Origin of the sequence: Paenibacillus sonchi (assembly GCF_016772475.1) — a bacterium.
Classification (GTDB): domain Bacteria; phylum Bacillota; class Bacilli; order Paenibacillales; family Paenibacillaceae; genus Paenibacillus_AQ; species Paenibacillus_AQ sonchi.
Genome location: NZ_CP068596.1, coordinates 206,964 through 229,836 on the forward strand (window position 1 = coordinate 206,964; position 22,873 = coordinate 229,836).

The 22,873-nt window shown below is 44.0% G+C and carries 29 protein-coding genes and 4 pseudogenes; 11 read left to right on the plus strand and 22 right to left on the minus strand.

The features are described 5' to 3' along the window. Nucleotides 1-78: 78 nt before the first annotated feature. The 3 genes from JI735_RS34490 to JI735_RS34500 all read left to right on the plus strand — a co-directional run bounded on the left by JI735_RS34490 (nt 79) and on the right by JI735_RS34500 (nt 1,296). A complete protein-coding gene (locus tag JI735_RS34490) occupies nt 79-243 on the plus strand; it encodes an XRE family transcriptional regulator (protein ID WP_325175651.1) in 165 nt (54 codons plus the stop codon). Between the two features lie 517 nt (nt 244-760). Next, complete coding sequence (locus JI735_RS34495) at nt 761-1,045, plus strand: hypothetical protein (protein WP_202677754.1); 285 nt, start codon at nt 761-763, stop codon at nt 1,043-1,045. Nucleotides 1,046-1,092: 47 nt separating this feature from the next. Next, entirely contained in the window at nt 1,093-1,296 is a 204-nt protein-coding gene (locus JI735_RS34500) for a hypothetical protein (protein ID WP_202677755.1), read from the plus strand. Nucleotides 1,297-1,449: 153 nt separating this feature from the next. On the opposite strand, the gene JI735_RS34505 is transcribed toward JI735_RS34500, so the two are convergent. The 6 genes from JI735_RS34505 to JI735_RS34530 form a co-directional block, all read right to left on the minus strand. After that, a complete protein-coding gene (locus tag JI735_RS34505) occupies nt 1,450-2,115 on the minus strand; it encodes a hypothetical protein (RefSeq protein WP_039832845.1) in 666 nt (221 codons plus the stop codon). A 76-nt stretch (nt 2,116-2,191) separates the two neighbouring features. After that, on the minus strand, nt 2,192-2,647 hold the full coding sequence (locus tag JI735_RS34510) for a hypothetical protein (RefSeq protein WP_051051447.1): 456 nt from the start codon (nt 2,645-2,647) through the stop codon (nt 2,192-2,194). A gap of 63 nt (nt 2,648-2,710) precedes the next feature. Continuing rightward, nucleotides 2,711-3,556 carry an ArdC family protein gene (locus JI735_RS34515; RefSeq protein WP_039832846.1) on the minus strand — a complete coding sequence of 282 codons (846 nt, stop codon included), beginning with the start codon at nt 3,554-3,556 and terminating at the stop codon, nt 2,711-2,713. 148 nt (nt 3,557-3,704) lie between these two features. After that, the gene (locus JI735_RS34520; RefSeq protein WP_039832847.1) at nt 3,705-3,896 is read right to left on the minus strand and encodes a hypothetical protein; all 192 of its coding nucleotides are present in this window, start codon (nt 3,894-3,896) and stop codon (nt 3,705-3,707) included. 18 nt (nt 3,897-3,914) lie between these two features. Then, entirely contained in the window at nt 3,915-4,193 is a 279-nt protein-coding gene (locus JI735_RS34525) for a hypothetical protein (protein WP_039832848.1), read from the minus strand. Between the two features lie 286 nt (nt 4,194-4,479). Then, complete coding sequence (locus JI735_RS34530) at nt 4,480-4,647, minus strand: hypothetical protein (protein WP_202677756.1); 168 nt, start codon at nt 4,645-4,647, stop codon at nt 4,480-4,482. A 632-nt stretch (nt 4,648-5,279) separates the two neighbouring features. On the opposite strand from JI735_RS34530, the gene JI735_RS34535 reads away from it, so the two are divergent. The 4 genes from JI735_RS34535 to JI735_RS34550 all read left to right on the plus strand — a co-directional run bounded on the left by JI735_RS34535 (nt 5,280) and on the right by JI735_RS34550 (nt 6,610). Further along, a complete protein-coding gene (locus tag JI735_RS34535) occupies nt 5,280-5,678 on the plus strand; it encodes a sigma-70 family RNA polymerase sigma factor (protein WP_051051449.1) in 399 nt (132 codons plus the stop codon). Then, nucleotides 5,678-5,833, plus strand: a complete 156-nt coding sequence (locus tag JI735_RS34540; RefSeq protein ID WP_085979224.1) for a YvrJ family protein — start codon at nt 5,678-5,680, stop codon at nt 5,831-5,833. Before JI735_RS34535 ends, JI735_RS34540 begins: the two co-directional genes overlap by 1 nt. A 4-nt stretch (nt 5,834-5,837) precedes the next feature. Next, nucleotides 5,838-6,035 carry a helix-turn-helix domain-containing protein gene (locus tag JI735_RS34545; RefSeq protein ID WP_039832849.1) on the plus strand — a complete coding sequence of 66 codons (198 nt, stop codon included), beginning with the start codon at nt 5,838-5,840 and terminating at the stop codon, nt 6,033-6,035. A 92-nt stretch (nt 6,036-6,127) separates the two neighbouring features. Then, complete coding sequence (locus JI735_RS34550; RefSeq protein ID WP_157771242.1) at nt 6,128-6,610, plus strand: cell wall hydrolase; 483 nt, start codon at nt 6,128-6,130, stop codon at nt 6,608-6,610. A 46-nt stretch (nt 6,611-6,656) separates the two neighbouring features. Here JI735_RS34550 and JI735_RS34555 read toward each other — a convergent pair whose 3' ends face one another. The 6 genes from JI735_RS34555 to JI735_RS38085 form a co-directional block, all read right to left on the minus strand. Further along, nucleotides 6,657-7,400 carry a hypothetical protein gene (locus tag JI735_RS34555; RefSeq protein WP_039832851.1) on the minus strand — a complete coding sequence of 248 codons (744 nt, stop codon included), beginning with the start codon at nt 7,398-7,400 and terminating at the stop codon, nt 6,657-6,659. Between the two features lie 168 nt (nt 7,401-7,568). After that, on the minus strand, nt 7,569-8,021 hold the full coding sequence (locus tag JI735_RS34560) for a hypothetical protein (RefSeq protein WP_039832852.1): 453 nt from the start codon (nt 8,019-8,021) through the stop codon (nt 7,569-7,571). Between the two features lie 170 nt (nt 8,022-8,191). Then, entirely contained in the window at nt 8,192-8,686 is a 495-nt protein-coding gene (locus JI735_RS34565) for an AbrB/MazE/SpoVT family DNA-binding domain-containing protein (protein WP_233476563.1), read from the minus strand. A gap of 167 nt (nt 8,687-8,853) precedes the next feature. Further along, the gene (locus tag JI735_RS34570; RefSeq protein ID WP_039832854.1) at nt 8,854-9,240 is read right to left on the minus strand and encodes a hypothetical protein; all 387 of its coding nucleotides are present in this window, start codon (nt 9,238-9,240) and stop codon (nt 8,854-8,856) included. Nucleotides 9,241-9,454: 214 nt separating this feature from the next. After that, the gene (locus JI735_RS34575; RefSeq protein ID WP_051051451.1) at nt 9,455-9,784 is read right to left on the minus strand and encodes a recombinase family protein; all 330 of its coding nucleotides are present in this window, start codon (nt 9,782-9,784) and stop codon (nt 9,455-9,457) included. A gap of 384 nt (nt 9,785-10,168) precedes the next feature. Next, nucleotides 10,169-10,582: a DUF3992 domain-containing protein gene (locus JI735_RS38085; protein ID WP_083886354.1), complete on the minus strand. Its 414-nt coding sequence runs from the start codon at nt 10,580-10,582 to the stop codon at nt 10,169-10,171. Between the two features lie 216 nt (nt 10,583-10,798). Here JI735_RS38085 and JI735_RS38090 point away from each other — a divergent pair, with 216 nt between their 5' ends. Continuing rightward, nucleotides 10,799-11,230 (plus strand): S-Ena type endospore appendage, encoded by a 432-nt coding sequence (locus JI735_RS38090; protein WP_411830154.1) that lies wholly within the window; start codon nt 10,799-10,801, stop codon nt 11,228-11,230. A gap of 17 nt (nt 11,231-11,247) precedes the next feature. Here JI735_RS38090 and JI735_RS34585 read toward each other — a convergent pair whose 3' ends face one another. The 3 genes and pseudogenes from JI735_RS34585 to JI735_RS34595 form a co-directional block, all read right to left on the minus strand. Further along, nucleotides 11,248-11,649 carry a hypothetical protein gene (locus JI735_RS34585; protein ID WP_039832855.1) on the minus strand — a complete coding sequence of 134 codons (402 nt, stop codon included), beginning with the start codon at nt 11,647-11,649 and terminating at the stop codon, nt 11,248-11,250. Between the two features lie 12 nt (nt 11,650-11,661). Then, nucleotides 11,662-12,736: pseudogene (locus tag JI735_RS34590) on the minus strand (tetratricopeptide repeat-containing glycosyltransferase family 2 protein). A gap of 77 nt (nt 12,737-12,813) precedes the next feature. Beyond that, nucleotides 12,814-13,689, minus strand: coding sequence for a hypothetical protein (locus JI735_RS34595; protein ID WP_202677757.1), 876 nt, complete (start codon nt 13,687-13,689; stop codon nt 12,814-12,816). Nucleotides 13,690-14,021: 332 nt separating this feature from the next. Between JI735_RS34595 and JI735_RS38180 the strand changes: the two are divergent. Both JI735_RS38180 and JI735_RS34605 read left to right on the plus strand, forming a co-directional pair. Beyond that, nucleotides 14,022-14,776: pseudogene (locus JI735_RS38180) on the plus strand (Tn3 family transposase); the annotation flags it as partial. Nucleotides 14,777-14,804: 28 nt separating this feature from the next. Beyond that, nucleotides 14,805-15,457, plus strand: a pseudogene (locus tag JI735_RS34605) (tyrosine-type recombinase/integrase). A gap of 6 nt (nt 15,458-15,463) precedes the next feature. Here the strand turns inward: JI735_RS34605 and JI735_RS34610 are convergent. Further along, entirely contained in the window at nt 15,464-15,946 is a 483-nt protein-coding gene (locus JI735_RS34610) for a hypothetical protein (RefSeq protein WP_039832858.1), read from the minus strand. A 194-nt stretch (nt 15,947-16,140) separates the two neighbouring features. On the opposite strand from JI735_RS34610, the pseudogene JI735_RS34615 reads away from it, so the two are divergent. Continuing rightward, nucleotides 16,141-16,687: pseudogene (locus JI735_RS34615) on the plus strand (IS110 family transposase); the annotation flags it as partial. A 37-nt stretch (nt 16,688-16,724) separates the two neighbouring features. Here the strand turns inward: JI735_RS34615 and JI735_RS34620 are convergent. From JI735_RS34620 to JI735_RS34645, 6 genes are all read right to left on the minus strand, one after another. Then, complete coding sequence (locus tag JI735_RS34620) at nt 16,725-17,849, minus strand: sensor histidine kinase (RefSeq protein ID WP_039832870.1); 1,125 nt, start codon at nt 17,847-17,849, stop codon at nt 16,725-16,727. Further along, nucleotides 17,839-18,522, minus strand: coding sequence for a response regulator transcription factor (locus JI735_RS34625; RefSeq protein ID WP_039832860.1), 684 nt, complete (start codon nt 18,520-18,522; stop codon nt 17,839-17,841). The genes JI735_RS34620 and JI735_RS34625 overlap by 11 nt, the downstream gene beginning before the upstream one ends. Before the next feature lie 37 nt (nt 18,523-18,559). After that, a complete protein-coding gene (locus JI735_RS34630) occupies nt 18,560-19,117 on the minus strand; it encodes a VanZ family protein (protein ID WP_039832861.1) in 558 nt (185 codons plus the stop codon). Between the two features lie 95 nt (nt 19,118-19,212). Beyond that, the gene (locus tag JI735_RS34635; RefSeq protein WP_039832862.1) at nt 19,213-20,085 is read right to left on the minus strand and encodes a hypothetical protein; all 873 of its coding nucleotides are present in this window, start codon (nt 20,083-20,085) and stop codon (nt 19,213-19,215) included. Between the two features lie 1,336 nt (nt 20,086-21,421). After that, nucleotides 21,422-21,874 carry a hypothetical protein gene (locus tag JI735_RS34640; RefSeq protein ID WP_039832863.1) on the minus strand — a complete coding sequence of 151 codons (453 nt, stop codon included), beginning with the start codon at nt 21,872-21,874 and terminating at the stop codon, nt 21,422-21,424. A gap of 121 nt (nt 21,875-21,995) precedes the next feature. Then, complete coding sequence (locus JI735_RS34645) at nt 21,996-22,496, minus strand: AbrB/MazE/SpoVT family DNA-binding domain-containing protein (protein WP_233476564.1); 501 nt, start codon at nt 22,494-22,496, stop codon at nt 21,996-21,998. Nucleotides 22,497-22,873: the final 377 nt, after the last annotated feature.

The following is a 22,873-nucleotide window of genomic DNA, read 5'->3' on the forward strand; positions in this document are numbered from 1 at the left end:
ATATGAGGAGATATTACCAAAGTGAGGATCAAGGAAGCAAGGGAAGCCGCAGGGTATACGCAAGAATCAATCGTACACATGATCAACAACACCATGAAATGCACTTTACGAAACTACCAGAACATTGAATACGGTGTCGTGATCCCGAACGTCACCTTGGCGCTTCTAATTAGCCACTTGTATAAGATTGATCCCCGCGAAGTGGACGAGTGGAAATACCCGGATAAACGTACCAATCTGTAGAAAAAAGGATGCGCTTGTGCTATACTGGCACAAAGGCAATTGAATTTCCTACTTGTCATTGTTTCAAAGGACATTGGGTATAATAAAAAATAGCCGTGATGTTGACCGCATCACGACTATCCAGACAAATTGCCAGTGGGCGACCACGGCGAAAGTTTCATTCATATGAGCGAAAAACCACCGGATCAAGGGCCCAACCTATCGCCGGTGGTTTTTCTTGTCTTTACGTGGCTTCATCTGTTTCCGGCTGCCAAACAAAGTCTTTAGGCCAGCAAATATGCCGACCAATTTTAGCAGCAAATCCAGAATCTTCACGACCAGATCAAGTGACACAGCGTCACCCCCTCTCGGGTAGCTTCACCGTGCCGATAATCCCACCGGTTACTTGTCTACCGCCTATTATATCAGGTTTGGACAAAGGCCGATAGCTATACAATTTAGGTTACCTAAATTATTATGAGGTTAACAGTGACAACTAATTAAAGTAACCTAAATTATAAAGGGGGCAACTCCCAACATGCAATCACCAAGCCAAGAACCACGGCCCGTTGGCCGTCCAGCCCAGGGCATCACCAAAAAAGTTTCGCTCACGCTGTCAGAAGAAGAATGGAACGAAATTGAGCAGTCCGGCATGACTAAAGGAGCCTTCGTAAAAGATAGAATGAGAAAAGCAAAAAAGGCGGCTTCTCTGGAAGCCAGCACAGCGCTACAACCCAATACACAATTTGAACGTGAGCGTAGAAGCGTTGACTACCCCGGCATTATGCTGAAGAACGATGGAGTATTTACCAACAATTTTTAAATGAAGAGCTGCCGCCTGATGATGTTATAGAAGCCGCAAAGAAATCCATGTATAAAGTGCTGTACCCGAACCAAGCTGAAAATGCTGTACTGGAGACACGCGATCAGTACATTTGCCCGTTTACCGGGAAGCGATTCAGCTCAATGGATAAGCTTGTCGGATCTGCGATCCCTACCTTGATCCAGTGGGCCACCGCCCAGCAGCGAAGAGAAGCGGAACGGGCGGCCGCCCGTTCTCAAGAAAACTCGTGATTCCCCTTCATAAGCTGCACAGAACATCCAACAGATGATAACGCACCAAGGGTAAGCAGGGGGTCCAGGGGGAAGGCTTCCCCCTGGCGCCGCTCGATCCGGCTCCCTGGCGCAAAAAAAGGGGAATCAGATCCCCGATTCCCCGGCCTTCATTTATTTGTGGAGCTGCTGCCGCAGCATCATGTAAGAATCCGCATCCGTCACGTACACCAGATACCAGCACATGGATTCCCCTACAAGCTGATTGCCCCGTACCTTCACCGATTGTGTCAACCGCATGGGCTGATTAGGCGTGTAGCTCTCCCATTCGTAAGCGGTCCGGCCCGGCTCCAGCTTTATCATGAAGCGAAGTAGCTCAAACTCACAGCTTGATAAGTGGCAAGCCAGCATTCGTACGCTCCGGCTCTCTCCGGGCGATCGGATTTCAACGCCCAGCAAATGAGCGCCCCGCTCATCACTGACAAGGGCCTGCTCCACCGTCAGCCCGTCAAATCGAGATCCTTCTATTAAGGCTTGAATCCGGCTTTCGCTGCCTTCCTCCCCCTTCAGGATCAGTAAGGCATCATAGAGGGCGCTTAGTTCGTCGTCCGCGTCTCCCCAGCCATCCCCAATGCCCCAAGCGATATCGTCACCATCATACGTCAACTCCACAATCGTTTTATAATTATTATTATCCCGGTACAAGCATTCATATATATGCAGCCGCCCCCGGCCTTCCTCATGTTTGGATAAAACTTCTTCCGGATCGAAGTCAAAATGATTCAACGTTTGAAATGCTTCACAGAAAAACACAAATTCCTGATACGTAAACCGCGGCATAGCCCTCTCCCCTTTGAAGTTAAGGTTTGCGCTGCTGGCCCAGCCAGCAGCGCGGTTAAATCTTATAATTTGATGCCTATCTGTAGAAATCCAGCTCCACCCCATACATGTTCAATTGATCCCGGCAAAGCTCACGGGCGGCCGCCCAATCATCTACATTCCCATCACTTTCCACCCTGATACCCTGCTGCATATGATACTTGGCCACAATCAGGAAAGCCATTACCGCTAAGTCATACGGCCGTTCAGCTGTTTTGCAAAACTGAAAATAATACCCTCCGTCATTCGGCTGTTCCCACGCTGCCAGAGTAAGCACTTGCGGGAAGGCGAACGTTTCGTAGCTCTCCGCTTCCCGCCCGTTAAACGTTAACCTCTGATCGGTAATGATCGGATCGCCTTCACCCAGACCATTCGCCAGCCCTACCCCTGCGGCTGATAGCGCAGGAATCAGCTTTTGAAAATCCGTCTTGATCCGCTTGAAGGTGGCTTCCTCTATGATCTGTTTGCGATACCAATAGTGAGTGTATCCCATGAAAATCCGCTCCTTTGTATGTTCGTTTATTCATGGGCCGGGGAAAAGCCCCGGCCCACCGTTTCATTCCTGCTCGTAGCTGATCCCCTGTATATAGTCCGCGGCCCGCTGTGCAATCCCTGCGGCTTGTACAACGAGCCGTTTATCATCCTCTTGGATCTTCCGCACCCAGCCACCGATATAACTAGCGCTGTTTTCAATCGTGTGGTTATCGATTTTCGCTATGCCGCAAAGCATGGCCGCGCCCATTTCGGCTATCAACTCTTCCCGGCTGTATACCTCATCCCCAAAGGCCGCTATCTCATCGAGCGGGCGCTTTAGGCGCTTGCTATGCCCCGTGGAATGCACCAGCTCATGAAACAAGGTGCAGTAATATTCCTCGGCCTGTTGGTAGTCCACCAGCGGCGGCACACTGACCACATCTTCACTCGGGCGGTAGAACGCCCGGCCCGATGCGTAGCGGATGGGCGGGCGGTCCGTATAACCACTAACCAGCCGCTCGGCATCTTCTATCGGGTCGTGGTCGATAGGTGATGCCGCCGCCCGTTTGCTTTCCAAGCCCGTACAATCTGCAACGTTGAACACCTTGTAATAGCGCAAAAGCGGAACCTTCTCTTCTTCGCCCGTTTCCTCATTCTTTTTATCCAGCCACTTCCAAAACACTACGATTTCACTTTTTGCGCCTTTCACGCTACCGCCTGCTTCGGTCACCTGTTTGAAGGTGGCATATTCGCCGGGATCAAGCAGCATCGCGTTAATTCCCCGGTATGGCCGCTGAGTCTTCCAGCTTACGGCCGCGCCGCTTCTCCACGGTCTGCGCCACGGCACAACACCAGCCGCAAGCAGATTTAATATGCGTTCAGTCACAATATCATAGACTGTTTTTTTGTCTTCCTTCTTTTTTGGCATATGGGTTGCCCTCCTGTAGTTTTATAGGAGGGTAAGGGGCATCCCCCTTACCCCACCGTTCAGTAGAATGCAGAGCAATTAAAGCTATTTAGGCTTTTGATTTTCACTGTTTCACAGCCGTTGCGAGCGGCTTGACGCACCGGGCAATCTACGCCCTCTTTGTATCCACAAATGCTTTTAAATCTCTGTAGCATCCAAGTTCTTGTTTATAACCCTCCAGCAGTTCGGCTGCCCTGTACCCTGATTTCCACTTGGTGTAGCTCGCTATCCTTGATTCTAAAAACTGGATACGCTCCACAACCAACGTTTCTAAAAGCGCCCATTGCTCGTCTTCGTTCATGAAGGCTCCCCCTCTCTCTCAATATTCTTCTGGTAGCAAAAGCGTGGTCACGCTCCGATCTGCTTCGGTTATGACCCAAAACCTAACGCCTTCATGAGCGCGGTATGCAGATAATAGCCGCCCACCATTTTTTAAGGCTTCCTCGTTAGCTGCCTTGTCTTCCTCGGAAATATCGCCCCAATTTCCGGCCACATGCCAGCGTAATGCTAGTAGAATTTCTCTTTCATCTACAGCCTCCAAGCACCCCGGCGTCCCTACAATCCTTCCTAGTCGAAACCTTCTAATCGTTAACGTCATTGCCTTTCATCCTTTCTGTTTTTTGAATTTGGGTTGTCGAAAGAGAATTTTTTGGACGTTGCCTGCCGCGTGGCTGGCATCCCCAAAGGGGAATTTTTTCCCCTTTTGACGCATGCTTGGGAACCAGGGCAATGACAGGCGGTCAAGGGATCAGCACACAAAAGTTTTTCTTCCGCTTCTTCTTTTCCCATGGAAGAAAAAGTTTTGTTGCCCCTTGAATGACTGGCCGCCTACTTAGTGTCCGGGAGGTGGAGGGGCGAAGCCGGAGGCTCGGCCTGCCGGACACTTAGTAGGCTTTTGCCCGGGTTACCATGCGGAAGGCAAAAGGGAAAAAAATGCTTTCCATTAAAAAGAACCGGCGTATGCCGGTTCTCTCCGTCCTTCCCTGCTTCAGCTCACAGTTCCCTTGCACGATGATGTAGCGCAGCGGAATCATGGTGCTGCCTTTTTGCATGGCTGCTTGATGGGAGCGTCGTCATGCCTTCTCCGATCTTCCCCAGAACGCCCTTGACCTGGCTCCGTGCGGGGTGTTAAGCGCGGCACAGGAACCTAGAGCGCCTTAGCCGGGGCGTTCTTCCCCGGTTTAGGCGCTCTGGTTATCGGGCCAAGTAACCCCGCAGCGGGGCGTACTGGGTCTTAGGTGGCCGCTCTTGCCGCCTTAGAGCCGGTAGCCTCAGCCCTTCTGCCTTAATCTCTTTTCACAATCTCTTCCTTCGTTTGCGACCTACCCTCCTGCAGAAGCTCGATCCTCTTACCTATCCAGAAAACATCCTTTAATCCAGGCATGGTTTAAACCATGCCCAGGTTCCAACCAGTACACGTAAAAATGGCTCCAGGGGAACCCCAGAGCGCCACTATATTTTATTCCATATGCTCATTTCTCTAAAAAGCTAGATAATGAAATTATTTGTAAAATTATATGTATATTAAAAGAAAATATGGTTTTAATTTCATTGACCAAGGTGTTGTCAATGTTAAAATACAGGAACAAATGTTCCTTATTTTGGGAAATGGTTGTAAAAATATGGACTCATCTCTCTTTATTAGGTAGGAGTAATCTCTTCAACGAAGGAAGGGGGTCTTATAGTGAAAAAAGATGATGAGGTAAATCGTCGTTTTATCAAGTATATGGCCAAGCTTATTCACAATAACTCTATCAATTATGATAAAAAGAGACGACTGAAGGATAACCGCTTCCCTTTAACTTTAGACAACGATGAAAATCTTGAATCCAGCTTACTTGCTGTTTATGATTCAAAAGCTGTACCTCCAAATCTAAAAGATCATATTACGGATCTTTCTCTTTTTAAAGCTTATGAATCCCTACCCGCGCAGCAACAACAGATTCTATCTTTTGCTTATGTACAAAAGCTAAATGACAAGGAAATAGCCCGGATATTGGGAGTAACTCAACAAAGCATCTCGAAACACCGCTTAAAAGCTTTAGCTAAATTGCGCCGGTTGATAACGGAAGGTGAGGAATGATGTCTGAAGTTGATCTTGCTACACTTATTGCAAATTTGGGCTTTCCCATCGTAATCACGTTGTATCTACTTATTCGGTTTGAAAAGAAAATATCTGATTTAAGCGAAGCTATTAATGCCTTGAAGAATGAAATACAAAAAAACGTAAAGAAGTGATTTTATGATTGCCGAATTGCTAGTACAAGCACAGCAACACCACAGTCCAGAGGCAACATTACATATTTTGGAATCATTCACACCAAAGCTCAAAGCTTCCTTATTACAAGTACCCGCTGATCATCGTGAAGATTTAAAACAGGAACTCTATGTCAAAATGATTGAGGTTATACAAACTTTTGAAATTAGTGAATTGAAATAAAATTCGAAAGTGGTTGTAAAATCCGAGGCTCATTTCTCTTTATATAATGAGACGCCGGTGATCTACAAAAAAAATTAATGAAGGTAATATTCATGGCAATTGGTGATGCACTAACTTCAAGAGATCAGCTTTACGGACGCAACAGCGTCGATTTGTTGGCAAGAACACTGTACGGAGAAACAGAAAATGACTCTGATTCCCGTGTTGGTGTTGCATGGGTTGTTCTTAACCGTAAAAATGCTACAACAGGAGAATTTAGAAATCAGAACTCCATTGAAGCAGTCGTACTTCATAAAAATGCATTCTCTTGTTTTTGGGATTCTAACTTGGCAAAATGCCTCAAACCAAACACATCAAGTCAAGTTTGGAAAAACTGTGTTTCCGTTGCTCAAAATGTTGCTTCCCTTGAAAACCCATTTGGCGATAAATTATTTTATACTCAAATCGATCTTTTCAACGCCAATAGCAAAACCGAAAATGGGAAGCTCTTATATAAAATGAGTGGTGCATGGGTAGTTGTCACTTCTAAAACCCTGAAAGGTCAACACATGTTCTTCAATTATTCCAATCAGTAAGATCAAAAAAAGCTTGCCCAAAAGACTTTTTGGGACAAGCTTTTTTCTATTTTTCAATAGGTTTAACTTCAATTTGATCTGCAACCAATTCATTCTTGGCACTGTCAAATTTATAAGTGACATTGAAATCACATACATATGTGGTAGTCCCGGGTACTGCTGCCCCAAGGTTTAATTTTATTTTTTGATTTTCTAATGAATATATATATACGCCACCAAACCCAAGGCTATCCTGTTTTTGATCTGGTGCTGGGTCAAACCCATAATTAAAGTTATATTCTTTTCCTTGTGCTTTAACTGAAATCGCTAACGTATCGTCACCTTTTTTAGCAACATGGGTTTCAATCTGATCAGCAACAATCTCCTCATAGCTTTGGACTTTAATTTCGGAAAGATCCTCGGCGCTAACGACATGAATATCATAATTGTTTAAGCCTGTTCCTCGCCCAGTTTGGATGATAATTACAGCTTCTTCTTTTCTATCGCCTGTAACATCCGTATAATATACCTGCGGAGCAGTTCCAGTATCAACAGGGACATTCCAAGGAAAGTCCTTTTTATTCCCGTTAATATCCAATATTGCCCCATCGGTTTTTTTATAAAATTTTACTTTTTCATCCTCTGAAGACCCCAGCAATTTCGCATCTGTATCTTGCACCGGCTGTGTTGTTACTTGTTTACTGGGAGACTCACCCAAACCTTGCGTAACCGTTTCGGGCTTATCTGATCCACCACATCCTGAAAGCAAAACGACACTCAACACCATCAATACACCAAGCTCTTTTTTCAACCCTAAAATCTCCTTTCGTCTACCTAGCAGAAATTATATCAGAGCAAATGAACCCATGAATGACATATAATTAACATTATTTACGATTAAAGTTAAATTTATGTTATATACTCCCAACCAGAAAACGAAAAAGACGCTCACCGAATCCAGGAGCGCCTATCCTTATCCTCAGTTATAAATGATTTGAGCTTTCTTCCACGATGGTCCGCTGTATGCGTGTTTCTTCGCATCCCATTGCATCGTGACTTCCAAGCTTTGATCATGCGAGGTATCCCCCGGACTGCTGCCTTTTGAAAATAGATGCTGTTCAATCCAGCGTATGCTTTCTTCAGGCACAATCGGTTTCTCATAGTGGCGCTCATGGAAGATATGATCAAAGAACGCCAACCGAATTTTAGTTGCGATATGTTCAATTCTATTTTGAACACCTGGAGGACTGTAGGAAGTAATAATAATTGTAACTAACTTGCCCTCTTGTAAATCTTCATCCTGCCCGACTCTCATTTCAACGTCACAATCATAGACCGTGACTTCCCCTGCATCATTTGGAACCAAGTGGCCCGTAAGATAAGGCCATTTGAAACGATAGATTCCTGAATGCAATATTACTTCTGTTTTCATAGTAACACGCTCCCTCTTCATTAGTTTGATTACCTTACTCTTATAGTATAAATGGATCGCAATTATTCGAGTAGTGAAGCCGCAATCATGATTCCACTTGCTTAAAACCAAACAACAGTTGCAACCAAAAAAAAGTTGCTCCCGATTTATCTATTCGCCACATCCGAAGATCAGTGGGCGGTGTTATTCAATTTTTTCAACAACTGACTGACCCGCCCCTGAGATATACCCAGCATCTCGGCCCACTTTTTTTGTGGTGCATCCGGGTACTGTTCCATGACCTTAGTCAGCCGGAGGAGTGTTTCCTTGCTTCGTGTCCACTTTGGTTTAATCGCTATTTCTTTTTCAGTGTTTACTTCCTCCAACGCAGCGGCCACTTCTGCCGCTCCCCCTTCAGGCAATTTCTCGTTTCCGGAAACCTGTTCTAAACATGAACCACAAATGAAATAATCCTTAAAATAAGACAACCCTTCCGTGGAAGAGCAAAACATGCACTCCAGGGTTCGATATTTCCTCAATGTCAGACGTTCATTTGCGTCATCTACAAAATATTCAATCGGATCGCCAATATCAATTCCAAGTGTGCGCCGCAATTCCATCGGTAATACAATACGACCCAAAGCATCCACCTTACGTACCATTCTGTTATTTCTATTTTTCCTCATAACAATTACCTCTCATTTTTTCCTTATTATACCATATTAAATATTCCACCTCATTCGGCCCTTAGTCATTTTTTTAATCGGCCATACTCTAAATGTTCGGGTTTTAAACAAAAACAAGCCAGCTGCTGGAGCTGGCCATGCGTCTAAATTGTCTTAAAAACCGAACATTAGAATTCCCATCCTAAAAGTTTATGTAGTTCGCTTGGATCAAATCGATTCCGATCTCGCTTTAACAGTTCTACAATAGCAGCCGCTTCACCGGCTAAGAGAGACTTATACTCGTCAAACGTCTCGCCGTCGCTCTCCCAAACCCTTGCCACAAAAACGGCTGGTCCACAGACACTTACCTGAGCCGCTCCCAAAGACAATGTGAAATTAACCGGCTTGCGGATAAGAGCTGCTGAATCTCCAACAGCCAGATATAAATCGTTCCCCAGCTTGGAATGATCACGCCGGGACTCTCCAAACAGTTCTTGTCCATATGCGCCATACAATGACGAAATTTCCTTAATTACCGGTTCCTGTCCCGGTAGCACTTCTACCACTTTAATCATATTCAACCTCCTTTCGCAGATTTGATAAGACTCAGAATACTGTCAATTGTACTCCCATCAAGTCCCGATAACCAAGCAATCGTATCATGCTCTTCTCTTGTAAGGCTCCGTCCAATACAAGCCTGGACGCTATCCATCAACGGTATATACCGCTCCACTTACCATTGCTCCATGCCCAAACCGTCCGGCCGTAAGGACGCTACCTTTCGTGTGACTAGGCTCCACCGTATTCCCAAATTTGCCCAGGCATAAGCGTGGTTAGATTGATCCGTGGCCGTCTCAGGTGCTTTCCCCTTTTCTTGGCTTCAGCAATCCCTTCAGCCTGCGCCTGTTTGATCCCCTTACGTTCTTCTTCAGCCAACCAACTTAGGATCTGAAGCACCAGATCCATAATGAGCTGCCCGATCCCCTCTAGCTCCTGATACTTGCACGTATCAAGAATTGGAATGTCGATCACCACGATATGAGTTTTCGCATCGATCAGCCATTGCCACTCTTTTAAAATCTCCTGCTTGTTCCGGCCAAAGCGATTAATAGACTTCACGAATAGCGTGCACCTTCTCACAGCACACGCTTGAGAAGCTGATACTCTGGACGCTGAAAATCTTTTCCGCTTCCCTTATCGGGGTAGTACCAGAGAATCTGACACCACCCGCAAAGCGCACGGAAGTATATGTAAATGTCTGTGTGGAATATACGCTGAGCCCTCGGTCATGTCCAAGCTTGGCATTTTAATGTTTTAACTTCGTCACTGCTACCAGGGGAAGTACCAGCGTCGCTATCATCAGGTGCATACGAATGGGTATAAATATAAAAACCCTCCTAGGTGGAGAGTTTTTGCTATATTGATAGTACTAGCAACAGCCCGGTTCAAGTGTTATTCGTGCTACAGACCCGTTAAGGTGATTGATGATTGATATTTCCTTTTTTAACTTATAGGATATCGAGGCGTTACGCATACTTCTCCCGTGATGTTCGGTGTAACCGCAGTTCCGGCTGCGATGGTTAATAGAATGGTGTCGAACCCAGTTTTTGTAAAACCAAAGCTAGTTCCTGGTGTAATGGTATCAGATTCAATAACGGTCCCCGTCGGGCCCCCAATAAGAAAATCTACCGTTATCGACCTTCCGGCTGGAACTGAGCCAATCTTAACACTTCCAGAAACGAATAAGCTGATTGGATTCAAGTTATTACGATAAAGAATCTGGGTGATTGCAGCCGCGGTTGGTATAACATTGATCGGCGTACAAATTTGATCCTGAACAAACGTCACTTGGTTGCAGCAAGAAAAATTACTTTCAGCAACCATTGGAGCGCGGCTGGAAGAACATTTACAACCCATAAAGTCACTTCCCCTCTTTTTCCCTATTTCCGTACCCTATGTTACTTTCTCAAGTCCCAACCTGCCTGAGCGATTTCACCAGGAAAATAGTCCATTTTCGGGTAAAAGGGGCGGTTTCACTATTTTTATTCAATTTGTGTGTTTAACCAAGGCCTTTAGTCGACTGTAACAATATACCGTTTATATATGGAACGTCCCGTTTGCGAAGGAGGTGTCATGTCATTGGGGAGAAATGTTCAAGTCAATAAACAAACCACGATCGTTAAAGTAAATACGAAAATATCCTGCCGCTCAAGAAAGAAAAAGAAGCACTGCCGCAGAAAAAAAATAAAATGCTTTTGTGAAGAAGTGTGTGGTACGATCTTTCAAAAATGCGATTCTAAACCGCAAGTTTACTTTAGAGCTGTAGAAATACGACCATCCGCTAATGTAAAAATACAGAACGATACTAATTGTGACATGGAAGCGATGATTAGAACTCGGAAAAAGGAGATTACCCAAGTAATCGGACAATCCCAGCAAGTTTCTATCGTTGTCCCGTCCATATCCAGATTAACCATTGTATGCAATGGAGACGGTTCACAAGTATGCAGGGGGCGTTATGACATCAAGCTTCGCATTCGTACACACAGAACACATAGACACTAAGCCACTTCCTTCTACACTCACCTTCTCGCCTCTTGGTTGTTCCCATTGCGTGTACTCGTCACGAAGCCATACTTGGGGCTGCGGATCAGAGTCGAGTTGCCATTTTGAACAGAAAGTTTCCGAAACTCCGTCGCAGCGAGTTGTTTGGCTGTACAGGGATGGAGAAACAAGACGGAATCGACTAAAAATAAATGATCGTACCGCTCATCGATGGCATTATTCCAATAATGCGTCGTTTCGTTACGAATATATTCGTTTTGCCGCCCGGACCGTTTCACTGTAACTCGTTTTATAACTTTGGCGAAGTGACGGAGTAGTTCACTTGCCTGCTCGTCTTGGTTATCGTCTATAAAAAAGTAGCTGTATTCGATGATGGACTGCTGCTTTAAACGAGAAAGGGAAGATGAAAATTCCTGCAAGACGGCGGGCTTTTAATGAACAGGACAGATGGATTCCAGATACTTTTGGTTATGCAATACGCGTGGATCGGTCGGCCGATAGGAACAGGCGATTTCGTTATGCTGATACGCCAATCGGTATTCGCCCATTCGGTCGTATTATACACAAAGTTGTAGGTGAGGCAGCCATGTTGAGCAGGCCGGGTTGAAAAAAAACTAAATTGCCTTTTGGCTGTTCAAGTTGGGTGGGCAGTTTGTACCAAAGATCGCCGTTTGCAGTTCGTTCTTCAGCAAAAAATGGTACCCTAGCCTACAACAAAGTTCAGCTCGGGGACCTTCATATTGAAAAGATCCTAACGCGCACTCCAATTCCGTCCTGGTCCCCCAGCTCATGGTAACAGTCCGCTAACTTCCCACAGGCTGAAATATTGTCTTCAACTCAGCCTTTCCCTGTGGCAAGAAATTTTTCGTAATAGTAGATCGCCTTCTCATATTTTTGATGATCTACAAGCTCATTCGCATAATAGTACAGGTCTCGTGGGGAAAACTCCTCTCCTCGGGATAAACGTTTTTCATAAATTTTTAGATTTCGGTCACTATCATGACGGAGGCTGTAATGGGTAACGGCAATATCACTGTGCAGAATGTGTCCTCCGACTTCAAGATATTCATGGACCGCGCCGATCCATTGAAAATGTTTCGCTCTTTTCACGAGTCGATTTCGTTTTATGCTGAAGGTCACATTTCCAAATTCGTCGAAACCGAGATGATAGTGCATCGTAACGGAATCAACGGATGGGTCAAGCGTTTCCTTTAGAGTAGCCAGCTTCTGTCTTTCGCTCCCAGTTAAAAAATCGTCGGCGTCAAGCCAAAAAATATAGTCCATGTTGGCCAAGCTGAACGCATAGTTCCGCGCAGCAGCGAAATTCTCGATCCACTCGAAATCAAAAATGTGGTTGGTATACTGACTTACAATCAATTTCGTACCATCCGTAGATCCCGTATCGACAATAATGATTTCATCTACGATGCCCCGAACGGAAGATAAGCATCGGCCGATACTTTCTTCCTCGTTTTTCACAATCATACATAGACTGATGGAAACCAACAGGCTCACCCCCAAAAAGGCGTATTGTTTAGGAGAAAATGTTGAACTTTCCTGATAATCCAAGCTGCGGCCACAAGTTAAATTAAAGCTCCAGTAAACGTAATTGCACCAATAGCACTCGCTGTACCGGTAACAGTTAGTGCAACTAAGGAGTACGTAACATTGCCAGTTCCGGGGGTTAAATCAACATGATCGATACCGGTAGCTTCAAAAGTGTTATTTCCGGCTGCATGCTGGTTAATGCTAAAGATGACAGTCGCCCCGCGAAGAATTCGCAATTGTACGGCTGTATTGCCAGTCGTAGACTCCCAACCGACGATTCCCGTTAACCAAACCCTATTTCCAGCAGCCACTCCCGTTATGGTGATCGTTTTTAGTGTAGTTGCGACCGCGGTTATTGGAATTGCTGAACTCCCTGTTGTATTCGGAGTATTTTCGGATACCTGAAATTGCTGAAAGATACCCGCGGCTCCGGTTGCGCCGGTGAGACCCGTAGCTCCTGTCGCTCCCGTGGCTCCGGTTGCGCCGGTGGGACCCGTAGCTCCTGTCGCTCCCGTGGTGCCGGTTGCACCGGTTAGACCCGTAGCTCCTGTCGCTCCCGTGGCTCCGGTTGCGCCGGTAGGACCCGTAACTCCTGTCTCTCCCGTGGCTCCGGTTGCGCCGGTGGGACCCGTAGCTCCTGTCGCTCCCGTGGCTCCGGTTGCGCCGGTGGGACCCGTAACTCCAGTCGCTCCCGTGGCTCCGGTTGCGCCAGTGGGACCCGTAACTCCAGTCGCTCCCGTGGTGCCGGTTGCACCGGTTAGACCCGTAGCTCCGGTCGCCCCAGTGACTCCGGATGCGCCGGTAGGACCCGTAGCTCCTGTCGCTCCCGTCACGCCGGTGGCTCCTGTCGGGCCAATTCGTCCATGACAACAAGCGAAGTGGGAGTCATTCACATATATCCTCTGTGTCATCTGATCACCCCTTTGCACTTAAAATCTATATACTTCATAGAATGCAAAGTAAGGTAATTGGGGACACGCATTAGTCTTGGTATTTCGCATATTTTTCGGAAATTAGGGCTAATAAAAGTCAAAAATAGCATCCCAATAGATAAAATCTATCCCAAGTATAGGGATCTTCGATTTTTAACTCTATTTCCCTCATATCCCTTAACACTCCTGTAAAAAGTAGGTTTTAAATAAATCTCCTTGTTTAGCATAGGAATTAGAAAAAGTAAAGTTGCGTTTTTTATATTGTAAATGGAACATCAAGCTTTTTGAGATTCTTATTGTCTCAAAAGTGCATAAATTATATGAATTATGAGATCAGTGTTTTACAAGCGTTAATAAATAGCTTCGCTGTAAGGGAGTGTGGGCGGTCGGTGCGAACCGATATTGGAATCCGGATGATGACCTCCCCACCGATTTTGAGAAACGTCGAGAAGAGAACTACAAGACTCTAAAGCAACCATTGGATGCTCATGCCTTTAAAAAGACTCTGAAGCAATCGATGAAAGATGGGTTGGAGAAACTGGATCGTGGGCTATCCAAAAAGAAATAAGTTCGGATTACAGAGAAAGGAAACAGTTGGATCAGTTTGTCACCTTTAAAGCCACAAGCAAAACCCGTTAATCTATCCCGCGTAAAGACAGAGCTACTTCGACGCTGGCCGATGACAAGCCTTCTGGATATCCTGAAGGAGACGGATCTCCGTGTTGGGTTCACTGAACAATTCAAGACGGTCGCCGTACGCGAAACGTTAGATCGAAACACACTACAAAAGAGACTTATCCTGGCTCTATATGGGCTTGGAACCAATACAGGATTGAAACGCGTGAACGCTGGAGAACATGGAGAAAGTTACAAGGATCTACTCTACGTCCGGAGGAAAATCATCCATAAAGATAACCTACGCAACGCCATTCCGAAGTTGTTAATGCATTTTTTTCGCGTGCGGGTGCAAGAATTTTGGGGCGACACCCCAACATCCTGTGCATCGGATTCCAAAAAATTTGGCGCGTGGGATCAGAACTTGATGACAGAATGGCATATTCGCTATACGCAAAGTGAAAGAACTGGCTAAGTATATCCGCGCGGAACGGCCAGACTATGCTTACCTTAAGAGCCCTTTCCAGCACCTTCGGGCAGAGTTGGAAGTCGAGGTGCCCAAGGCAACGAAGGAGCTCCCCTATGTACCCACCGAAAAGGAGCTAAAGCGATATTATGATGTTGTCTGGCAAGCTAAGAATTTTCAAGACATGATGATCGTCAAGACACTTCTGTATTCGGCCGTTCGAGTCAGTGAATTGATTAACATCAAGTTGGTCGATATTGATTTCCCTTACTGCCAGATCCGCATTAATAATGGCATAGGGAGAAAGGATCGGATTGTGCCATTCCTTCAATCGTTTAAGGAAATGTTGGCCATGCATGCTGATACCATGAAAAAGAAGCAAGCCGTATACCCTTTTGAATCATCATGAATAAGAAATATACCGATCGGGGAATCCGCAAAATCTTAGCCAAATATTCGGATGCTGCCGGTATGACTCAAAATTTGTCTCCACACAAGCTGAGACATTTCCTTTTAACCTGGTTAAAAAAACAGGGTATTGATAATGCGCTCTTACAACCGTATTCAGGTCATGAAAGCCGTAAGTCGTTGGAAGTCTATTCAAAGCTGGCGATCACCGATGCACAGCAGGAGTATAATGTGGTTATCAATAAATTCCCCATTTAATTACATCTACTTTGCGGGTGGTGTCAGCTTCGCTGGTACTCCCCCAGGTGGTGGAAACGAAGATTTAACCGTTTCCCATATACCTAACTTCTTCAAAAAGGGGCGGGCATCATGAGAAAAATCCATGAAATACCGTTTTGGCCACTTAACATCAAAAATAAGAAGAACAGGCTTGTGGGTAGGATCCAATATTAAGAAAACGTCTTGAATCGAAGCATTAATCCATTTATTTTTCACTTGCACAGGGAAAATCGGAATTCGAAGGCAATAACCGTGTTGGAATTCCAAAATGTTCGTCCTATCCGCAAAGCCAGAGATGGACTGAAGCCATAGCCTCGCCTCAGCTTGTACAACGTGGGAACTTTCGAACTCTTGGATAGCCTCACCTTTCCTGATATCAAACAAATCGACCATCGGTAAAGAAGAGGCCTGGGCAATGCTTGTTAGGAGCCCCATTGCAAAAAGAATTGGTAGTACTTTCCTTACCATTAGATGATCCCCCCACGATAGTCGTACTTGGTTGTTCCCATATAATTTACCCGCAATAACAAAACCTATACGACAAATAGAAAAAGGAGCCATTCCTGTAATGAATTAATTTGAGGTTTGAAAGAAAAAAGCGCCAACTGTATACTGGGAAACGTTCCGCCAAAGAACAAATTCCAGCGCAGGAGGCACTCAACATGAAGTATAAACAATCAAAGAAACAGAATCAACGGATTACACGAATTTCTGACAAGACCCTTGTCGTGGGCGCAGACATTGCTAAAGAAACGCATGTGGCTCGAGCCATCGACTATCGTGGGATTGAACTGGGGAAGGATTGTGTGTTCTCCAATACCCGTACTGGTCTGGAACAACTGGTGCAGTGGATGAAGGAGCTTCAGCAGGAGCATGCCAAGAGTGACGTCCTCTTTGGCATTGGGCCCACCGGACACTACTGGTTCACCCTAGCGGCGTATTTGGGACAACAAGGCATCTCTTTGGTCATTGTTAATCCGCACCATGTACACAAAAGCAAAGAACTGGAAGACAACTCACCGACTAAAAGTGACTATAAAGATGCCAAAGTCATTGCCGACTTAGTGCGTAACGTGAAATACAGCGAGCCGAAACTTCTCACAAACCTCCATGCAGATCTGCGGATTCTCATGAATCTTCGCGAGAAGATCATGGTAAACCTGGGGCAGGTTACAAAGACGAATGCAGAACTGGCAGGATCGCTTTTTCTTTTATTTCGCTTTATTCAACTATCATCGCTCGTAGGCTATTGTTTTTTTGGTTTTTTCAATAATGTAACGACAAAGGAGGTTTTCCCCATTGAACTTTTCGCCTCAATTTCCCCGCCATGTAATTTAACGATACTTTTAGCAATAGCAAGTCCTAGGCCTGATCCACCCGTGTATTCAGAACGTGACTTTTCTACTCTATAAAATCTCTCAAAAATATAGGGGAGATCCACACTTGGTATTGCCTTTCCATAATTTTTCACTTCAACTTCAACGGTTTGCCTCGAGTCACTTACTATAAGATCAATGTATTTTCCCTCTTTTCCATATCTCATAGCGTTTTGAATAAGGTTTTCAAAAACCCTGGCAATTTTATTGCCATCTCCTACTATGACAGGACTATCAGTCGTTATGAATGTCCTCATCTGCATGCCCGCTTCTTGCATCTGAATCCTATGTTGTACAACTAATTGATTAATCATTTCTTCAATATTAATAAATTGATCGCTTACAAGGGTTTCTTTGTTTTGAACATAGGTATATTCAAACAAATCATTTATTAAATGATGTAAGCGTTCGACCTTTGTATACACAATCTGTATATAACCTCGAAGCTCCACTTCGTCCCTATATTCATCTTCATTTATAAGATTCAAGTATCCGATGATAGAGGTTAGAGGTGATCTAAGGTCATGGGCAACATTCGTCACCAAATCATTTTTAATCTGTTCTGATCTTCGCTCTTCCTCAATGGCCTTCTGGGCTTGAATTACGACATTATTAATGTGGGCAGCAAGTTCATCTAAACCAGCTTCCGCTCTCTCTTCTATTTTATAATCAAAATAACCGTTAGCAATAAGCTCAACTTCACGTATCATACGATTAAATTCAGTTGAAATATAGCGCTTCTTTTCCATTCGATAGAACAAGAACAGATAGAAACAGAGAATCAAGACAAACAAAAGTACAAGTATACCCTTTCCCATTAGAGAAAAAAGGATACTCGCTATGAAATCTAACGCACTATACTGCTGCTCATAATAATAAATCGAAGGAAGTAGCATAGCTACCGTTATCGTTGATGCTATTAGCGATAGCAGAGCATAGAGAATTGCTTTCCAAACTGGGATTGTTTTTATAATGAAAAACGTATTATTTTTCAATTTTATAACCAACTCCCCAAACCGTTTGAATAATCGTTTCTCCTGTTGCAGCAGCAATTTTGTCTCTTAGGTTACTAATATGAACCATAACGGTCTTATTAGATCCTGATCCTATTTCATTCCATACCTTCTCAAAAATCTCTTCTGAGCCGAACACTCTTCCGCGATTTTTGGCTAACAAATATAAAATATCAAATTCAATAGCTGTCAATCTTATTTCTTGTCCCTGAGCATGAACAGCATGGCTTTGTTTATCAATTTTCAAGGAGTGAATATAGATGCTATCTGGATCTTTAACCGTTGGTTGATAATTAGCTCTGCGTAGTAATGCCTTTACTCTCGCTGTTAATTCCAATGGATTAAAAGGCTTGATCATATAATCATCAGCACCTGTCATCAAACCAACAATTTTATCCATGTCTTCTGCTTTTGCACTTAACATCAAGACTGGAATTTCATGCTCTTTTCGAATTTCTCTACAAACATCCAGTCCATTCATTTTAGGCATCATAATATCTAATATCACGAGGTCAATAGAGTGACGCTCCATGAATTGAAGTGCTTCAAGTCCATCCTGCACTGTATAAATTTGATAGCTTTCATTGCGCAAATACACCCCAATTAACTCGGCAATCTCTTTATCATCGTCTACAATAAGTATTTCGGTAGTCATATATTCCCCCTTCAAAACCATGTCCAACGTCACCCTATCATAATCTTATCTTATTCAATAAATTATTCCCATTGCTTCTCTTTAATAGTCCGTTTATTACTATATATCCCAAAATCGCTCCAACGGTATTGGCAATAAGATCATTAATATCTGTGCTCCTGCCGTTGCCAAAAACAATTCTAATCATCATCTGAAATACCTCAATGAATAAACTTAAAAAGAAACCGTGATAAGCTACGTTTTTTAAGGAGTCAAACTTTCTATTGAGCAGTGGCAGATACACACCAAAAGGCATCAACATTATGATATTTAATACAAAGGTTTTTACGTCGATCGTTAATATTGGAATGAAATTAATCGTTTTGTACCCAGGAGTTAGATTAGCATATTTGCCAATATTCACATCGATGGGGAAGAACACTAACTGGATGACACACAGTAAGTAAATACTAAACGTTATTACTATAAAATATTGGCCTACATTTAGTTTTCTTTCTTTCCACGGAGCACCTACAATCAGATACAGAAGAACTAATAAGAATAAGGGTACCAGAAAATATGTTGATTGAATCGTAAACACAATGGATTGTTCCACGTTATTTCCTCCTAATTTATGTGACTGTCTTTCATTAATTTTGACAAGAAAAATGGGACTGATTGAAACAGCCCCATTTTATCAATCCATCATGCTTATTTAGTAACCGGAATGATATGACCATCGATCGATATACTTGTGATCTTCGCTGTATTAAAGAAGACTTTTTTTCCCTCTTGGTCTAAATTATAGTTCCATTTAAACCCTTGATCTAATGTGCTTGCCGAGCCTAAATGAAGTTCAGTATCCTTGCCATCTGACGTCGATATGCTAACTTTGGGGTTATATTTCGGTAATTGATCCGTTTGCCCATCTAAACGATTACCTTCAATGCCAATCCCAATCGTAGAAATATTAATGGTTTGAATGGACAGCTTTTCTTGTTGCTGTGAAAGGGTCTGATCAATTCCGATATTGTACGATGTACTGCTCTCTTGTGCTGTAAATGTATTTTGGAATGGACCTTTAGCAATAACAGCTCCTGTATTATTCACTACTGCATCCGCCTTAATCGTAACTTTATTTCCTTTCAAAGGACTTGGTGTGTCGACATCAAACATGGCGATGATCTTTTTACCATCCTCTGTCACTCGTTGCTCCACCATGTAACTAGCATCCTTTGCCCAATTTAGTTCAGGCGTAGCAATGGCCGCATCTTGAGGGAAAACCGTGCCGTCTTCGTTCTCAAAAGAAACGATGATCATCGCACTATTTTCTCCAATAATGCTTTCTTCTACCGTTGTTTTAATCCCTGCCGTTACGTTAGATTGATTAATCAAAGTCGCAGAATCCCTAGAAATTTCGGTATTTCCATTTCCATTGAAAAACTCTTTGAAAACAGCCTTATCTGTTGAAGCTAGCGCTGAGGTCCCCATCGCCATTAATGATACTGCTGCTATCGCTGTACCCACTACCCACTTTTTCCTTGCATTCTTCGTTGTCTTATTACCATCCTGATTGTTGTTCATTGTACATCCCTCCAATATTTTTTTGGTTGTGTTCTTGGTGAATGTACTTAGTATAAACAGCAGTTTCTAAGTTCCTTTAAAGAACGTTTAAAGATTTAGTAAATTTTCAGGGGAGATCACATAGAGTGGAATCGAAGAATACTTATACTATGCACTGCTGTCCACCGGCTATATCACGAGAAAACTTGCCCTACTTGTGGTACGGTTCACCGCGATGGCTGGAGGGGCAAGTTTTAAGGCTATCCTTAGAAGTGGCCCTTTCTATCACCTCACAAGGTAGTCGAAGTAAACAAACTAAGGCATCTAAGTAGTCTGTATTAATAACAGAGTGACGGACAATGTATCTGGAGGGGATCAAGCTCATTTTAATTCTTATTCACCCTTTGTTTACGCATGCCCAATTCTCCATCTCCCAGCCACCGGCTCCTTCATCATCATCCTCTTCTTCACTTTAACTACAGGATGAAATCCTGCGAATTCATGAGTCTGAGTGAGGATACTGAATCATTTCGAGGGAGCTTAATGAAGCATCGTTAGTCAAATACTTTATTTTTCAGTCTATTTTCTGACAGCTGGAGTAACCTCGCAGCAGGGCGTACCTGCTCTTAGGGGCCGCTCTTGCCACCTTAGAGCAGGTAGCATCAGCCCAATCGTTCTTCAGATATTCGCTTCGGCCAAATTAAAAAAAACGCCCAAGTGGAACAGCTCCACCTGAACGCTTTTGAATTACTGACCTAAGAAGTGCTTGATAAACTCCCCGCCCCAAATGATGACTATTTGAATCAGCATTTGTCGTCCCTCGCGAGTTCTGAAAAAAACTCGCATCCGGCAACACACACTCTGTAAGCCTGTCCACATTTTATGGACGATTGATTTGAATCGCTTCATTGCAGCCCCTCCTTTCTTCTGCACATAGCCAATATTAGTAAGCCAGCCATGAAATTATCAGTAGAGCGTAAAGCGTAAGCAGCTTGCCTATCGATCCAGATACAACATCATAAGCAATCGGACTTTATTTATTACCAAATACATGTCGTATACAGGTCGAAGCTTCTGAAGAGTACCGCCGGCTGTTTACGTCTCTACTTCTCTCATTCAGCTGCTCACTCTCGTATAAAATGGCAGAAGATGATTTCAGGGTTTTTAAACTCAAGCTGAAGGAAGCAAAACCGGGCTTTTTATTATGTATTTTTATCATAAGTAGTTTTATCCCGATTATAACCGTTTGCCAGATCGATCCCTTATAACATCCCAATGGTTACAACCAATTCGCCTGGTTTAAACCAGGCAGAACGTAAAAAGGCGCTCCCCGGAATCAGGAGCGCCTATCTCATATTCAATTATAGATGATTGGAGCGTTCTTCCATGCTGGGGAGTAATATGCATGTTTCTTCGCATCCCATTGCATCGTGACTTCCAGACTTTGATCATGCGAGGTATCCCCCGGACTGCTGCCTTTTGAGAATAGATGCTGTTCAATCCAGCGTATGCTTTCTTCAGGCACAATCGGTTTCTCATAGTGGTGCTCATGGAAGATATAATCAAAGAACGCTAACCGAATTTTTGTTGCAATATGTTCAATTCTATTTTGAACACCTGGAGGACTGTAGGAAGTAATAATGATTGTAACTAACTTGCCCTCTTGTAAATCTTCATCCTGCCCGACTCTCATTTCTACATCACAATTGTAGACCGTGACTTCCCCTGCATCATTTGGAACCAAGTGGCCCGTAAGATAAGGCCATTTGAAACGATAGATTCCTGAATGCAATATTACTTCTGTTTTCATAGTAACATGCTCCCTCTTCATTAGTTTAATTACCTTACTCATATAGTATAAATGGATCGTAACTATTCGAGAAGTGAAGCCGGAATCTGGTTCCACTTGCTTAAAACCAAACGACAGTAGATCAGTGGGCGTTGTCGGTGTTATTCAATTTTTTCACCAACTGACTGACTCGCCCCTGGGATATACCCACCATCTCGGCCCACTTTTTTTGTGGTGCATCCGGGTACAGTTCCATGACCTTAGTCAGCCGGAGGAGTGTTTCCTTGCTTCGTGTCCACTTTGGTTTAATCGCTATTTCTTTTTCAGTATTTACTTCCTCCAACGCAGCGGCCACTTCTGCCGCTCCCCCTTCAGGCAATTTCTCGTTTCCGGAAACCTGTTCTAAACATGAACCACAGATGAAAAAATCCTTAAAATAAGACAACCCTTCCGTGGAAGAGCAAAACATGCACTCCAGGGTTCGATATTTCCTCAATGTCAGACGTTCATTTGCGTCATCTACAAAATATTCCAACGGATCGCCAATATCAATCCCAAGTGTGCGCCGCAATTCCATCGGTAATACAATACGACCCAAAGCATCCACCTTACGTACCATTCTGTTATTTCTATTTTTCCTCATAACAATTACCTCTCATTTTTTCCTTATTATACCATATAAAATATTTCACCTCATTCGCCCCTTAGTCATCGGCCATACTTTAAATGTTCGGGTTTTAAACAAAAACAAGCCAGCTGCAGGAACTGGCCATGCGTCTAAATTGTCTTAAAAACCGAACATTAGAGTTCCCATCCTAAAAGTTTATGTAATTCGCTTGGATCAAATCGATTCCGATCTCGACTTTAGAGCATAGCGCAGCGAAGTGCGCATGATGCCGTCATGCCTTCCCCGACCTCGCCCGCAGCGCGTTTGACCTGGCCTTAGGCTCCGTGCGGGGTGTGAAGCGACGGACTGGAACCTAGAGGGCGCTTTTGCCCGGCTTAGGCGCTCTGGTTATC

Bases quoted from the DNA above. Each gene is read 5' to 3' on its own strand.
- JI735_RS34490 (WP_325175651.1), top strand. From the start codon at position 79: ATGATCAACAACACCATGAAATGCACTTTACGAAACTACCAGAACATT.
- JI735_RS34495 (WP_202677754.1), top strand. From the start codon at position 761: ATGCAATCACCAAGCCAAGAACCACGGCCCGTTGGCCGTCCAGCCCAG.
- JI735_RS34500 (WP_202677755.1), top strand. From the start codon at position 1,093: ATGTATAAAGTGCTGTACCCGAACCAAGCTGAAAATGCTGTACTGGAG.
- JI735_RS34505 (WP_039832845.1), bottom strand. From the start codon at position 2,115: ATGCCGCGGTTTACGTATCAGGAATTTGTGTTTTTCTGTGAAGCATTT.
- JI735_RS34510 (WP_051051447.1), bottom strand. From the start codon at position 2,647: ATGGGATACACTCACTATTGGTATCGCAAACAGATCATAGAGGAAGCC.
- JI735_RS34515 (WP_039832846.1), bottom strand. From the start codon at position 3,556: ATGCCAAAAAAGAAGGAAGACAAAAAAACAGTCTATGATATTGTGACT.
- JI735_RS34520 (WP_039832847.1), bottom strand. From the start codon at position 3,896: ATGAACGAAGACGAGCAATGGGCGCTTTTAGAAACGTTGGTTGTGGAG.
- JI735_RS34525 (WP_039832848.1), bottom strand. From the start codon at position 4,193: ATGACGTTAACGATTAGAAGGTTTCGACTAGGAAGGATTGTAGGGACG.
- JI735_RS34530 (WP_202677756.1), bottom strand. From the start codon at position 4,647: ATGCAAAAAGGCAGCACCATGATTCCGCTGCGCTACATCATCGTGCAA.
- JI735_RS34540 (WP_085979224.1), top strand. From the start codon at position 5,678: ATGTCTGAAGTTGATCTTGCTACACTTATTGCAAATTTGGGCTTTCCC.
- JI735_RS34545 (WP_039832849.1), top strand. From the start codon at position 5,838: ATGATTGCCGAATTGCTAGTACAAGCACAGCAACACCACAGTCCAGAG.
- JI735_RS34550 (WP_157771242.1), top strand. From the start codon at position 6,128: ATGGCAATTGGTGATGCACTAACTTCAAGAGATCAGCTTTACGGACGC.
- JI735_RS34560 (WP_039832852.1), bottom strand. From the start codon at position 8,021: ATGAAAACAGAAGTAATATTGCATTCAGGAATCTATCGTTTCAAATGG.
- JI735_RS34565 (WP_233476563.1), bottom strand. From the start codon at position 8,686: ATGAGGAAAAATAGAAATAACAGAATGGTACGTAAGGTGGATGCTTTG.
- JI735_RS34570 (WP_039832854.1), bottom strand. From the start codon at position 9,240: ATGATTAAAGTGGTAGAAGTGCTACCGGGACAGGAACCGGTAATTAAG.
- JI735_RS38085 (WP_083886354.1), bottom strand. From the start codon at position 10,582: ATGGGTTGTAAATGTTCTTCCAGCCGCGCTCCAATGGTTGCTGAAAGT.
- JI735_RS38090 (WP_411830154.1), top strand. From the start codon at position 10,799: ATGTCATTGGGGAGAAATGTTCAAGTCAATAAACAAACCACGATCGTT.
- JI735_RS34595 (WP_202677757.1), bottom strand. From the start codon at position 13,689: ATGACACAGAGGATATATGTGAATGACTCCCACTTCGCTTGTTGTCAT.
- JI735_RS34610 (WP_039832858.1), bottom strand. From the start codon at position 15,946: ATGGTAAGGAAAGTACTACCAATTCTTTTTGCAATGGGGCTCCTAACA.
- JI735_RS34625 (WP_039832860.1), bottom strand. From the start codon at position 18,522: ATGACTACCGAAATACTTATTGTAGACGATGATAAAGAGATTGCCGAG.
- JI735_RS34635 (WP_039832862.1), bottom strand. From the start codon at position 20,085: ATGAACAACAATCAGGATGGTAATAAGACAACGAAGAATGCAAGGAAA.
- JI735_RS34640 (WP_039832863.1), bottom strand. From the start codon at position 21,874: ATGAAAACAGAAGTAATATTGCATTCAGGAATCTATCGTTTCAAATGG.
- JI735_RS34645 (WP_233476564.1), bottom strand. From the start codon at position 22,496: ATGAGGAAAAATAGAAATAACAGAATGGTACGTAAGGTGGATGCTTTG.